The organism is Burkholderia semiarida (assembly GCF_029268935.1).
GTDB lineage: Bacteria > Pseudomonadota > Gammaproteobacteria > Burkholderiales > Burkholderiaceae > Burkholderia > Burkholderia semiarida.
Genome location: NZ_JAHLCL010000007.1, coordinates 509572 through 522581 on the forward strand (window position 1 = coordinate 509572; position 13010 = coordinate 522581).

Here is a 13010-nt window from a genome sequence, read left to right on the forward strand (position 1 = left end):
GCATTCCGAACCCGCGCATGCCCGCCGCGCCAGCGCGGACGCGGGTTTCGCGGCCATCGCATGCACGATGGCACGCCGCTTGCAGAGATGACGGGCAAGCCGGCAATCGCGTCGGCGACGACGATCCGCCGCCCGTCGATGGCAGCGGACGAAACAGGCGAGGGCGGCGCGCGCAATACGCCGGCCCTGCCGACTGGATGGAGACAAACCCGTGACGACGCCCGTTACCGTCGGCGTGATCGCGAACCCCGCATCGGGGCGCGACATCCGCCGCCTCACGACGCATGCATCCGTGTTCCCGACCGCGGAGAAGGCGAACATGATCGTGCGCCTGCTGGCCGGCCTCGGCGCGATGGGCGTCGAGCGCGTGCTGACGCTGCGCGACCGCACGGGCATCGCGACGCTGCTGCTGCGCGCGATCGACACGCATCGCGCGGTCGCGCCGCACGAACGCTGGCCCCAGGTCGAATTCGTCGACCTGCCGATCACCGACAGCGTTGCCGACACGCAGGCCGGCGCCGCCTATCTGCATCGGATGGAAGTGTCGCTGATCGTCGTGCTCGGCGGCGACGGCACCCATCGCGCGGTGGCTGCGCATTGCGGTGCGACGCCGCTCGTCGCGCTGTCCACCGGCACCAACAACGCGTTTCCCGAACATCGCGAGGCGACCGTCGCCGGCGTCGCCGCGGGGCTCGTCGCGACCGGCGCCGTGCCGGCCGAGGTCGCGTTCGTGCGCAACAAGCGGCTCGTCGTGCGCTGCGTCGCGGGCGCGCAGCCCGGGCGCGAGGAGATCGCGCTCGTCGATGTGTGCGCCGCGCGGCAGCGCTTCGTCGGCGCGCGCGCGATCTCCGGCTCGGACGACATCGACACGCTCTATCTGACGTTCGCGGAACCGGACGGCATCGGCCTGTCCGCGCTCGGCGGCGCGTGGGCGCCGCTCGAACGCAGCGCGCCGCACGGGCTCGCGATGCGCTTCGCGGATGCCGGCAAGACGGCCGGCACGCCGCTCGTCGCGCCGATCGCGCCGGGGCGCGTCGACCGCGTCGTGATGCGCAGTTGCGAGCGGCTCGAGCCGGGCGCGTGGCACGTGATTCCGTTCGAGCGCGGCACGCTCGCGTTCGACGGCGAGCGCGAGATCGAGGTCGCGCGCGGCGATCGCTACGAGATCGCACTCGACTGGGGCGGACCGTTGACGGTCGACGTCGGCCGCACGCTGCGCTACGCGTCGTCACGGCAACTGCTGCGCGATGCCGGTGCGTGGCACGACTGATACACCGGTTTCACGAAGACGTTTCGACATCCATCACGATCATCAAGGAGACATCGCCATGACAGCCCCTCTCGAAGGACAGGTCGCCATCGTCACGGGCGGCGCGCGCGGCATCGGCCGCGGCATCGCGCTGACGCTCGCCGGCGCCGGTGCCGACATCCTGCTGGCCGACCTGCTCGACGACGCGCTCGACGCGACCGCCGGCGAGGTGCGCGCGCTCGGCCGCCGCGCGGCGATCGCGAAGGTCGACGTCACGCAGGCCGCGCAGGTCGACGCGATGGTCGCGCAGGCGCTCGGCGACCTCGGCGGGCTCGACATCCTCGTGAACTGCGCGGGCGTGATCAGCATCCGTCCGGTTGCCGAACTGACCGAGCGCGACTGGGATTTCGTGATGGACGTGAACGCAAAGGGCACGTTCCTCGGCTGCCGCGCGGCGCTCGCGCATCTGAAGGCGCAGCGGCGCGGCCGGATCATCAACGTCGCGTCGATCGCGGGCAAGGAAGGCTTCCCGAATCTCGCGCATTACAGCGCATCGAAATTTGCGGTCGTCGGTTTCACCAACGCGCTGGCGAAGGAGCTCGCGCGCGACGGCGTGACCGTCAACGCGATCTGCCCCGGCATCGTCCGTACCTACATGTGGGACCGGCTGTCCGACGAATGGAAGACCGACGGCGAATCGGTCGAGGAGTCGTGGCAGCGGCACCAGTTGACGCTGATTCCGCAGGGCCGCGCGCAGACGCCGGAAGACATGGGCCGGCTCGCGCTGTTCTTCGCGACGATGGACAACGTGACGGGCCAGGCCGTGAACGTCGACGGCGGCTTCACGTTTCACTGACGGCCGCAGGCCGTGCAATCCGCCGCCACGGCATGGCCGGGGCGGCATTCGCAGTCAGACCTACCCAGGAGACACACATGACCGCTTCGACACAGCTCGGCAGGGACAAGCTGCTGGACGCCTATCGGCTGATGCGCACGATCCGCGAATTCGAGGAACGCCTGCACGTCGAATTCGCGACCGGCGAGATACCCGGCTTCGTTCACCTGTACGCGGGCGAGGAGGCGTCCGCCGTCGGCACGATGCTGCACCTCGGCCTCGACGACTACGTGGCCACCACGCACCGCGGCCACGGCCATTGCATCGCGAAGGGCGTCGACGTGCACGGGATGATGGCCGAGATCTACGGCAAGAAGACAGGCGTCTGCCACGGCAAGGGCGGCTCGATGCACATCGCCGACCTGTCGATGGGGATGCTCGGCGCGAACGGGATCGTCGGCGCGGGCGGCCCGCTCGTGTGCGGTGCGGCGCTCGCGGCCAAGCACAAGAAAACCGGCGGCGTCGGCGTGTGCTTCTTCGGCGACGGCGCGTCGAACCAGGGCGTGATCTTCGAATCGATGAACCTCGCGTCGGTGTGGCGGCTGCCCGCGATCTTCGTCGCCGAAAACAACGGCTATGCGGAAGCGACGTCGTCGAGCTGGTCGGTCGCGACCGACAACATCGCCGATCGGGCGAACGGGTTTGGGATGCCGGGCGTGATCGTCGACGGCTTCGACTTCTTCGCGGTGCACGAGGCGCTCGGCGAAGCCGTCGACCGCGCGCGCAACGGCGGCGGCCCGACGCTCGTCGAGGTGAAGTTCACGCGCTATTTCGGCCACTTCGAGGGCGATGCGCAAACCTATCGCGCGCCGGGCGAAGTGCAGAAGCTGCGCGACGAGAAGGACTGCCTGAAGCATTTCGAAACGCGCGTCGTGCGCGCCGAAGCGCTGACGACGGCCGACCTGCGCGCGGTCGACGCCCAGGTGAAGGCGCTGATCGACGACGCGGTCGCGCAGGCGAAGGCGGCGCCGCTGCCGGATGCCGCCGACCTGCTCGCCGACGTCTACGTGTCGTATCCGTGAACCCGGCCTGACCGAGCAGCCGGCACGGCGAACCGAACATTTCAGGAGACAGACATGGCAAGGAAGATTACCTATTCGCAGGCGATCAACGAGGCGCTCGCGCAGGAAATGGCGCGCGACGACAGCGTGATCGTGATGGGCGAGGACAACGCGGGCGGCGCGGGCGCGCCCGGCGAGGACGACGCATGGGGCGGCGTGCTCGGCGTGACGAAGGGGTTGTTCCACAAGTTTCCGGGCCGCGTGCTCGATACGCCGCTGTCGGAGGGCGGCTACATCGGCGCGGCGGTCGGCGCTGCCGCGTGCGGGATGCGGCCCGTCGCGGAACTGATGTTCATCGATTTCATGGGCGTATGTTTCGACCAGATCTTCAACCAGGCGGCGAAATTCCGCTACATGTTCGGCGGCAAGGCCGTGACGCCGGTCGTGATCCGCGCGATGTACGGCGCCGGCCTGCGCGCGGCCGCGCAGCACTCGCAGATGCTCACGTCGCTGTTCACGCACATCCCGGGGCTGAAGGTCGTGTGCCCGTCGACGCCGTACGACGCGAAGGGGCTCCTGATTCAGGCGATCCGCGACAACGATCCCGTGATCTTCCTCGAACACAAGCTGCTCTATACGCGTGAGGGCGACGTACCGGAGGAATCCTATGCGATTCCGTTCGGCGAGGCGAACGTGCTGCGCGACGGCGACGACGCGACGATCGTCACGTACGGCCGGATGGTGCATCTGGCGATGGACGCGGCCGCGACGCTCGCGAAGGACGGCATCCAGTGCGACGTGATCGACCTGCGCACGACGTCGCCGCTCGACGAGGAAACGATCCTCGAAAGCGCCGAGCGCACGGGGCGCGTGGTGGTGGTCGACGAAGCGAACCCGCGCTGCTCGATCGCGACCGACATCGCCGCGCTCGTCGCGCAGCGCGCGTTCCGCTCGCTCAAGGCGCCGATCGAGCTCGTCACCGCGCCGCATACGCCCGCGCCGTTCGCCGGCGTGCTGGAAGACCTGTATATCCCGTCCGCCGATGCGATTGCGCGGGCGGTCCTGAAGACGAGGAGCTGACACGATGTCGATTCACATGATCACGATGCCCAAGTGGGGGCTGTCGATGGAGCAGGGGCAGGTCAATGGCTGGCTGAAGGCGATCGGCGAACGCGTGGCGAAGGGCGACGAGGTGCTCGACGTCGAGACCGACAAGATCTCGTCGGGCGTCGAATGCGCGTTCGACGGCACGCTGCGCCGGCAGATCGCGCAGGAGGGCGAGACGTTGCCCGTCGGCGCGCTGCTCGGCGTGGTCGCGGCCGCCGACACGAGCGACGCCGACATCGATGCGGCGATCGCCGACTTCCAGCGCGATTTCGTGCCGAGCGCGGCGTCCGACGAGGCGGCCGGCCCGCAGCCGGAGAAGGCGCGGATCGGCGGACGCACGATCCGCTTCCTGAAGCTCGGCGACGGTTCGGGCACGCCGGCCGTGCTGATCCACGGCTTCGGCGGCGACCTGAACAACTGGCTGTTCAACCATGCGGAACTCGCCGCGCACCGGCCGGTGTGGGCGCTCGATCTGCCCGGCCACGGCGAGTCGGAGAAGACCGTCGAGACCGGCAGTCTCGACGAACTGGCCGACGCGGTGCTTGCGCTGCTCGATGCGCAGCACATCGAGCGTGCGCACCTGATCGGCCATTCGATGGGCGGCGCGGTGGCGATGACGTTGGCCGACAGCGCGCCGGCGCGCGTGGCGTCGCTCACGCTGATCGCGAGCGCGGGGCTCGGCGCCGACATCAACCGTGCATACATCGACGGCTTCGTCGCCGGCAACAGCCGCAACACGCTGAAGCCGCACCTCGGCGCGCTGTTCGCGGACGACGCGCTGGTCACGCGGCAGCTCGTCGAGGATCTCGTCAAGTACAAGCGGCTCGAAGGCGTGCAGGCCGCGCTGGAGAAGATCGCGGACGCCGCGTTCGACGGCGCCGCGCAGCGGCGCGTATTCCGCGACCGGCTCGCGTCGCTTGCGCCGCGCACGCTCGTGATCTGGGGCGAGCGCGACCAGGTGATTCCCGCGCGGCACGCGCAGGGCTTGCCGGACGGCGTGCGCGCCGAGGTGATCGCCGGCGGCGGGCACATGGTGCAGATGGAGGCGGCCGCCGACGTGAACCGCCTGATCGTCGCGTTCCTCGGAGACTGACGATGGCCGCCGCGCTCGAACGACCCAGCCTCACGGCGCTCGGCCAGCCCGGCGCGAGAAGTCGCGACAAGCTCGCGCGCATTCCGGTGCGCGTCGAGCCCGCGGCCGGCGCGGCGTTGCCGAAGCCGCCGTGGCTGCGCGCGCGGCCGATGATGAGCGCGGCGGTGGCCGACATGGCCGCCGTGCTGCGCGAGCATCGGCTGCATTCCGTCTGCGAGGAGGCGATGTGCCCGAACATCGGCGAATGCTTCGCGCAGCGCACCGCGACCTTCATGATCATGGGGGGGCTGTGTACGCGGCGTTGCCCGTTCTGCGACGTCGCGCACGGCCGGCCCGAGCCGCTCGATCCCGACGAGCCCGCGCGGCTGGCCGACGCGGCGGCGGCGCTCGGGTTGCGCTACGTGGTGATCACGTCGGTCGACCGCGACGATCTGCGCGACGGCGGCGCCGCGCATTTCGCCGCGTGCATCGCGGCGGTGCGCGCGAGCGTGCCGGGCATCGGCGTCGAGGTGCTGACGCCGGACTTCCGCGGCCGCACGGCACGGGCGCTCGATGCGCTGTCGTCGGCGTGGCCCGACGTGTTCAACCACAACATCGAGACGGTGCCGTCGCTGTACCGGGCGGCGCGGCCGGGCGCCGACTATCGCGGCTCGCTCGAACTGCTCGCGCAGGCGAAGGCCGCGCGGCCGACGCTCGTGACGAAATCGGGATTGATGCTCGGGCTCGGCGAGCACGACGACGAGGTGCGCGACACGCTGCGCGACCTGCGCGCGCACGAGGTCGACGTGCTGACGCTCGGCCAGTATCTGGCGCCGTCGGCGCACCATTTGCCCGTGCGGCGCCACGTGAGCCCGGACGCGTTCGCCGCGTGGCGCGACGAGGCGCTTGCGCTCGGTTTCAGGGAAGTGGTCGCCGGCCCGCTCGTGCGGTCCTCCTATCACGCAGCCGACGTGCTGGAGGGCGCGTAGCGCGTCGCGTCAGGCTGTGGCGGCGTGCGCGCGGCCGATGCGGCGCAGGTAAAGCACGAGCCCCGCGCCCGCCAGCATCAGGCTGACCGTGTTCGCGAACCAGAAGCCGCGCGCGCCGGTCAGCCACGCGGGCGCGATCCCGCCGACGTCGAAGCCGAGCAGGTAGCCGCCGCTGAGTCCGACGCCCCACAGGGCGACCGCATAGATCACGGTCGGCACGACCGCCACCTTGTACGCGCGCAGCACGAACGCCGACGTGACCTGCAGCGCATCGAACACGTGGTAGCACGCGACGATCGCGACGAGCGGCATCGCGGCCGCGGCGACGGCCGGGTTCGGCGTGTAGCCGCCGATGATCAGCGGGCGCAGCGCGAACACGAGCACGCCGTAGGCAGCCGCCACGCCGCACGCGAACATCACGCTGTGCCGGCCGAGCAGCCGGGCTTCCTCGGCGTGCCCGGCGCCGAGCGCGCGCGCGACCAGCGTCGACGCCGCCACGCCGATCGACAGCGGCGTCATGTACAGCACCGCGCCGATGTTGCCGGCGATCTGGTGGCCGGCGAGCGTCGTCGTGCCGAACTGCGCGATGAACAGCGCCATGCACGTGTACGACGTGACCTCGATCAGATACGACAGGCCCATCGGCACGCCGAGCTTCAGGATTGCCTTCTGGCGCGCCCAGACGGGCCAGCAGAAGCGGGAGAAGATCGCGAGCGGCGCGAACACGTCGAGCTTCGCGAGCAGCGTGTAGCCGATCAGCGCGAGCGCCCAGTTGATCAGCGTGCTCGCGAGCCCGCAGCCGGGGCCGCCGAGCGCCGGCACGCCGAAGCCGCCGAAGATGAACCAGACGTTCAGCGGAAACTTGAGCAGCAGCGCGCCGATCTGCAGGATCATCGCGAGCCGGGGCTTGCCGGCCGCGTTGGTCAGCGCGTTGTAGATGCGGAATACGAGGCTCGCGGGCAGCCCGTACGACAGGATGCGCAGGTAGTCGACGGTGCGCTCGTGCAGCGCGGCCGGCGCATGCGCGATGCGCAACAGCGGCTCGGGAAAATGCAGCAGCAGGAAGCCGGGAATCGCGAGCAGCAGCGCGAGCCACAGCGCCTGGCGCACTTCCTCGCCGATTTCCGCATAGCGCCGCGCGCCGTACAGTTGCCCGGTGATCGGCTGCAGCGCGGACAGGATGCCGGTTAGACCGATATAGATCGATACGTAGATCGACGAGCCGAGCCCGAGCGCGGCGAGATCGACGGCCGAGTAGCGGCCCACCATCGCGGTGTCGATCACGCCGAACGCGATGATCGCGAGCTGGCCGACCAGCACCGGCCACGCGAGACCGACGATCCGGCGGATGTCGCCGAACATCGTCAATCGGCCGCCCGGCGGCGCGGCGGACGCCGCTTGACGGGCGTCTTCGGCCGTTCGATGCGCTCGTACAGGCGGAAGCGCTCGTCGCGGTCGGCGACGCGGCGGCCTTCCCAGACGAGACGCCACACGTATTGCGACATCGCGCTCGGCTCGCCGAAGTCGGCACGGTCCTGGCGCAGGATCACGTCGCAGTCGCCGGAGAAATCGAAGTGCATGTCGCCGAAGTACGCGAAGGTCGCGATCTGCGCGTCGCCGAGCCGCACCGGCGAGATGCATTCGTAGTCGGACGGCAGGTGCACGGCGATCTGTTGCGCGACGTCGCGATAGGTCCGGCCGTAGTTGACGATCGGCAGCCACAGCGTCATCAGCAGCACCCACATCAGCGTCGTGCCCGCGCCCGACAGCACGACGCTGCGCCACAGCACCTTCGGCTGCCGCGACACGCGCCACCGCACGATGAAGCACCAGCACACGGTGACGATCACCGCGCAGATGAACGACAGGATCTTGAAATGCGGCTCGTAGCCGGGCACGAGACGCGCGAGGTTGCGCGCGAGCGGATGCGGGAAGCCGGTGAGCGATGCGAGCCACACCAGCCACACGAAGGTGCCGAGGATCGTGAAGCTCAGTACGGCAAACCAGTCGATCGCGTTGATCGCGCCGCGCTTGAGGGTCGGCAGCGCAAACGTCGCCAGCACCGCGAGCGGCGGCAGCAGCAGCATGTACATGCGGTTCGACTGCTGGCTTTGCAGGATCACGAGCGCGACGAGCGGCACGGCCACCGACAGCGGAATCGCGATGTGCGCGCGACGGCGCATGCCGGCCCAGCTCCACCACGCCCAGATCGCGAGCGGCCAGGCGGGCCACGTGAACAAAGGCAGGTTCTTCGCCGCATAGCCGAGCACGGCCGTCGGCGGGCCCGAAAAGCGCATCAGGCTGCCGTGGATCCACTGGTTGAAGAACCATGCGGCGTCGTCCGGCGCCGCGACGAAGGCGGCGATCGGCCACAGCGCGAAAATCGCGGCCGCGAGCGGCAGGCCGACCAGCGGCAGGCGCAGGTTGCGCATCTCGGGCGTGACGAGCCACAGCGCGGCCGTGCCCGCGAGCAGCGCGACGACCAGCACCGGGTTGCCGGACAGCGCGACGAGGCCCATCGCGAGGCCCCACCACAGTGCGCCTTGCAGCGGCTTGTCGATGCCGCGCACGATCCCGTACACGAGCATCGCGATCCACGCGAATTGCGCGAGTTGCGGCGTCGTTTCATGCCCGCGTTCCGCGAGGCCGAAGCAGGCGACGAGCACCAGCAGCGCGCCGTCCGCGAGCGTGCGGCCGTAGTCGCGCGGCTCGGGCTCGCCGCCGAATGCGTATTTGAACGGTTGAACCTCGGCGCGCCGGCCGAGCAGGTAGGCCGCGTACCAGACGAACGCGCACGCGGCGCAGAACAGCACGCCGGTATCGACGCGCGACGCGTTGCTTGCGTCGACCCACGGGCCGAGGCCGCGGATCGACAGTGCGCCGAGCCAGTAGCCGAGCGGCCCGTCGGTCGTGATGAACTTGCCGACCAGGTTCGGCAGCAGCCAGTCGTGCCAGCCGCCCTTGGCCATCGTCCACATCACGCCGAAGCCCGCCGCGTCCTCGTTTTTCCACGGGTCGCGGCCGAACAGGCCGAACGCCGCGTAGACGAGGCAGAGCGTGAGCAGCAGCCAGCGCGGCAGCGCACGCGTGGCGGAGGCGGTGAGACGGACGACAGGCTTCATGCAGATGAGCGATTTGTTATGGGCGGGCGGCCGGCGCGGCTGCGCGCGGTCGAGCCGGTTTCGAGCATCCGGCATTGTAGTCGCGCCCGCTGTTGTGCGTCAGGTCGTTGCCCGGGCGCCGGGCGGCGCCTTTCCGGGCGAGCAGAGACAAAAAAGGGCAGCCTGGGCTGCCCTTTCGTGCGGTACCGGTGCGTTGCAACCACCGGATGCGGTGCGAAGCTTACTTCGCGACCTTGCCGCTGGCGCGTGCGCCGAACTTGTTCTTGAACTTCTCGACACGGCCTGCCGTGTCCATGATCTTTTGCTGACCCGTGTAGAACGAGTGCGATTCCGACGACACTTCGATCTTGGCGAGCGGGTAGGTCTTGCCTTCGTGCTCGATGGTTTCACGCGTCTGGATCGTCGAGCGCGTGATGAACTTGAAGCCGTTCGACATGTCTTGGAAGACGACTTCGCGGTAGTCCGGGTGAATGCCAGGTTTCATGATTTTCCTTGGTGATAGCGGTAGCCAACCCGCCGCTTGGCCGGCCGTGCCGCCCCGATGGGAGCGTTTCGGCTGACGTCAAGCCCGGCGCGAGCCACTTGCCTAAGGTCGAAAAACGGCGATTATGCCAGAAAATCAGACGGTTGACGAATAATTTTCATGGTGCGTCGAGCGCGCCGGTGCCGGCCGGATCCTGCCGGTAGTAGCGCGCGAGCAGCCGGTACAGCTCCGGAAATTCGGACTCGAACGCTTTCGGCCGCACGAACAGCGCCTCGCTGCATACGGCGAAGAATTCCGACGGGTGGTCGGCCGCATAGGGATCGATCAGCGAGTCCCGCTCGAAGCGCGCCCACGCGCGCTCCGGCACTGCGTCGACGCGCGCGCAGAACTGGTCGTACGCATGTTCGAACACGTCGGCCCACGCCTGCGCGTCGAGGTGCGGCGCATGCCAGCGGCGAAAAAGGGGCGGATAGCCGTCGGCCGCGCCATTGACCATGTCGATCTTGTGCGCGAACTCGTGGATCACCACGTTGTATGCATCCCGGCCGTCCGTCATCTGCGCGTCTTCCCACGACAGGATCACGGGTCCGCCTTCCCATGCCTCGCCGCTCGCATCCTGCTCGACTTCGTGTACGACGCCGTCCTCGTCCTGCACCGTCTTGCGGATCACGAATTCGCCCGGATACACGACGACGCCGACCCAGCCGTCGTACAGCGACAGGTCGAGATTCAGCACGGGCAGGCAGGCCTGCGCGGCGATCGCGACGATCATCGCGTCGGTCAACTCGAGCCCATGCGCGGTCGAAAACGATTTTTTCGCGACGAACAGGCTCGTCATCTCGCGCAGCCGGACGAGCGCGCCGGGCGGGAGATTGGCCAGGAACGGCAGCCGCTCGACGGTTTCGCGCCATAGCGCGTCGGGAATCGGATGGCTGCGCAGCGCGCGGTCGCGGCGGCGGTCGTCGAACCAGCGGGTCAGTTTCGAAAGCATGGAGGCTGCGGACGAAAATCCAAAGCCTGTCTTTTAACTCAATCGATCTGTTTTTGCCATGCCGCGAAGAGGCCGCCGACGAGCGCCACGCCCGCGAGGAAGTAAAAACCGTCGAGCGACGCGAGGAACGACGCCTGTTGCGCCACCATCCGCGCGATCGACGCGATCGCGAGGCCGTGCGCGTCGTTCAGCGCGTGGCCGGCGGCCGCATAGCCGCGCGTGAGTGCATCGGCGGTCTGCTGGAACAGCGGGTCGAACACGTTCGCGCGCTCGACGAGCCGTGTCTGGTGCACGGCCAGCCGGTGCTGCTCGACGATGATCACCGACGACGTCGCGAACGAGATCGTCAGTTGCCGCACGATGTTCTTGAGCCGGTAGCCGTGCGTGTATTCGTCGATCGCGAAGATGCGGAACGTGAGGTTCGCGACCGGCAGCACGATGAACAGCAGCAGCAACCCGCGCAGCAGCAGCGGGACGATCAGCGCCGCTTCGCCGACCTGCGGCGTCATCCGCGTCATCCACAGCGCGGCCGTGACCGCGATCGCGAACCCCGGCACGACGAACCATTTCTTGTGCGTGACGAATTTCGCGTAGCGCAGATAGGCGAACAGCGCGGTGGCCGAGATCAGCGACATCGTGCCGACCAGGCGCCCGGCGTTCTCGACCGGATAGCCGAGCCCGCCCTCGAGAAACCGCGACGTCAGGTAACTGAAGCCCGTCGTCTCGTAGTAATAGAACATGTAGAGCAGTAGCCCGATCTGGAACGTCCGCTCGCGAAACGCGTGCAGCCGCACGAGCGGCGTCGGGTGATGCCACTGGTGATAGGCGAACCACGCGAGCGCGCCGAGCCCGGCGATCGTCAGCGCGATCAGCATCGGCGAGCCGCTGTAGAGCTGGTAATGCACCTGCTGCAGCACGATCTGCAGCGCCCCTTGCGCGAGCGCGAACAGGACGTACGGCCAGAAGTGGCCGGAACCGCGTTCGTCGTCCGGCGCGCGGCCCGAATCGGGCAGCGTGAGCAGCGCGAGGATCGCGAACGCGATGCCGGCCGGCGCCGTGCACGCGAACAGCGCGCGCCACGTCGAATGCGCGACCAGCAGCCCGCCGACGATCGGCGCGAGCGCGCTGCCGAGCAGGATCATGATCAGGAACGCGCGGGTCGCGGGCGGCCGCTCCTGCGGCTTGAAACTGATCTGGATCAGGATCCGGCACGCGCCCATCATCGGGCCGATGAAATAACCCTGGAAACCGCGCGCGAACGCGAGCGCCAGCGACGTGTCGGCCAGCGCCGACGCGATCGCGCCGAACGAGAACATCAGCATGCAGCCCGCGACGTAGCGGCGATGGCCGAGCCGGTCGACCCACCATTGCTGCTGCAGGATACCGAGCACGGCCGTGACCGCGTAGGCGCTCGACGACCACACGAGTTCGTCGGGCGATGCGTTGATGCCGCCCGCGATGTAGCTCGCGAAGAACGAGAAGACCGCGTTGTCGAAGTAGTCGATGCCGGTGACGAGCGCGAGCGCCCATGGGAACAAGTCCGCGCGCAGGTTCGCGCGGCTCCACAGCGGCGATCGGCCGGGCACCGCGTTCATTCGCGATCCTTGCGGGCGCGCCGCGCGCCGGCTTCCGCCCGCCGCTGCGCGATCAGCGCATCGGCGTTTTCGCCGGCGAGGCGCCGTTCGACGTAGTCGATGTCGTGCTGCAATTCCTTGCGCAGCGCGACGGCTTCCTTCAGCTCGCGCTGGACGGCCGCGATCCGCCGGTCGAGCGTATCGATCTGCTCGGCGAGGCCGGCGCGGATGTCGCGCAGCGATGCATCCGAATAGCGGCGCCGGCCGTCGCCGGTTTCTTCCAGCGGGCGCTTCAGCATTTCGGTGATGCCGTGCAGCGAGAACCCGAGCGCGCGCAGCCGCAGGATGCGCGCGAAGCGCTCGAGGTCGGTTTCGTCGTAGAGGCGGTAGCGGCCTTCGCTGCGCGACGGCGTGACGAGCCCGCGCTCCTCGTAATATTTGAGCGTGCGCGGCGTGACGCCGAGCCGCGACGCGGCGTCGCTGACGGTCAATAACGGGGCGGAGGCGTCGTTCGGCATCGGAGGTG

At 69.0% G+C, this 13010-nt stretch carries 12 protein-coding genes; 6 read left to right on the forward strand and 6 right to left on the reverse strand.

The annotated features are described in order from the left end of the window. The first annotated feature begins 211 nt into the window (after nucleotides 1–211). The 6 genes from KPB06_RS15385 (at nucleotide 212) to lipA (ending at nucleotide 6313) form a co-directional block, all read left to right on the forward strand. Entirely contained in the window at nucleotides 212–1270 is a 1059-nt protein-coding gene (locus KPB06_RS15385) for an ATP-NAD kinase family protein (protein WP_059585290.1), read from the forward strand. A 58-nt stretch (nucleotides 1271–1328) separates the two neighbouring features. Next, the gene (locus tag KPB06_RS15390) at nucleotides 1329–2105 is read left to right on the forward strand and encodes an SDR family NAD(P)-dependent oxidoreductase (protein WP_059585291.1); all 777 of its coding nucleotides are present in this window, start codon (nucleotides 1329–1331) and stop codon (nucleotides 2103–2105) included. Between the two features lie 77 nt (nucleotides 2106–2182). Next, entirely contained in the window at nucleotides 2183–3166 is a 984-nt protein-coding gene (locus KPB06_RS15395) for a thiamine pyrophosphate-dependent dehydrogenase E1 component subunit alpha (protein ID WP_059585292.1), read from the forward strand. Nucleotides 3167–3220: 54 nt separating this feature from the next. Beyond that, nucleotides 3221–4225, forward strand: coding sequence for an alpha-ketoacid dehydrogenase subunit beta (locus KPB06_RS15400; protein ID WP_059585293.1), 1005 nt, complete (start codon nucleotides 3221–3223; stop codon nucleotides 4223–4225). A 4-nt stretch (nucleotides 4226–4229) separates the two neighbouring features. After that, nucleotides 4230–5345: an acetoin dehydrogenase dihydrolipoyllysine-residue acetyltransferase subunit gene (locus KPB06_RS15405; RefSeq protein ID WP_099316466.1), complete on the forward strand. Its 1116-nt coding sequence runs from the start codon at nucleotides 4230–4232 to the stop codon at nucleotides 5343–5345. Between the two features lie 2 nt (nucleotides 5346–5347). After that, complete coding sequence (gene lipA / locus KPB06_RS15410; protein ID WP_124861756.1) at nucleotides 5348–6313, forward strand: lipoyl synthase; 966 nt, start codon at nucleotides 5348–5350, stop codon at nucleotides 6311–6313. A gap of 9 nt (nucleotides 6314–6322) precedes the next feature. Here lipA and KPB06_RS15415 read toward each other — a convergent pair whose 3' ends face one another. From KPB06_RS15415 to KPB06_RS15440, 6 genes are all read right to left on the reverse strand, one after another. Beyond that, on the reverse strand, nucleotides 6323–7675 hold the full coding sequence (locus KPB06_RS15415; RefSeq protein ID WP_060011029.1) for an MATE family efflux transporter: 1353 nt from the start codon (nucleotides 7673–7675) through the stop codon (nucleotides 6323–6325). A 2-nt stretch (nucleotides 7676–7677) separates the two neighbouring features. Further along, nucleotides 7678–9510, reverse strand: a complete 1833-nt coding sequence (locus KPB06_RS15420) for an ArnT family glycosyltransferase (RefSeq protein ID WP_089464815.1) — start codon at nucleotides 9508–9510, stop codon at nucleotides 7678–7680. 145 nt (nucleotides 9511–9655) lie between these two features. Beyond that, nucleotides 9656–9919: a type B 50S ribosomal protein L31 gene (locus tag KPB06_RS15425; protein ID WP_040144297.1), complete on the reverse strand. Its 264-nt coding sequence runs from the start codon at nucleotides 9917–9919 to the stop codon at nucleotides 9656–9658. Between the two features lie 157 nt (nucleotides 9920–10076). Continuing rightward, entirely contained in the window at nucleotides 10077–10910 is an 834-nt protein-coding gene (locus tag KPB06_RS15430; protein WP_059585298.1) for a M90 family metallopeptidase, read from the reverse strand. Between the two features lie 38 nt (nucleotides 10911–10948). Then, nucleotides 10949–12505 (reverse strand): MFS transporter, encoded by a 1557-nt coding sequence (locus tag KPB06_RS15435; protein WP_059585299.1) that lies wholly within the window; start codon nucleotides 12503–12505, stop codon nucleotides 10949–10951. Next, nucleotides 12502–13002: a MerR family transcriptional regulator gene (locus KPB06_RS15440; RefSeq protein WP_059585300.1), complete on the reverse strand. Its 501-nt coding sequence runs from the start codon at nucleotides 13000–13002 to the stop codon at nucleotides 12502–12504. The genes KPB06_RS15435 and KPB06_RS15440 overlap by 4 nt, the downstream gene beginning before the upstream one ends. Between the last annotated feature and the right edge of the window lie 8 nt (nucleotides 13003–13010).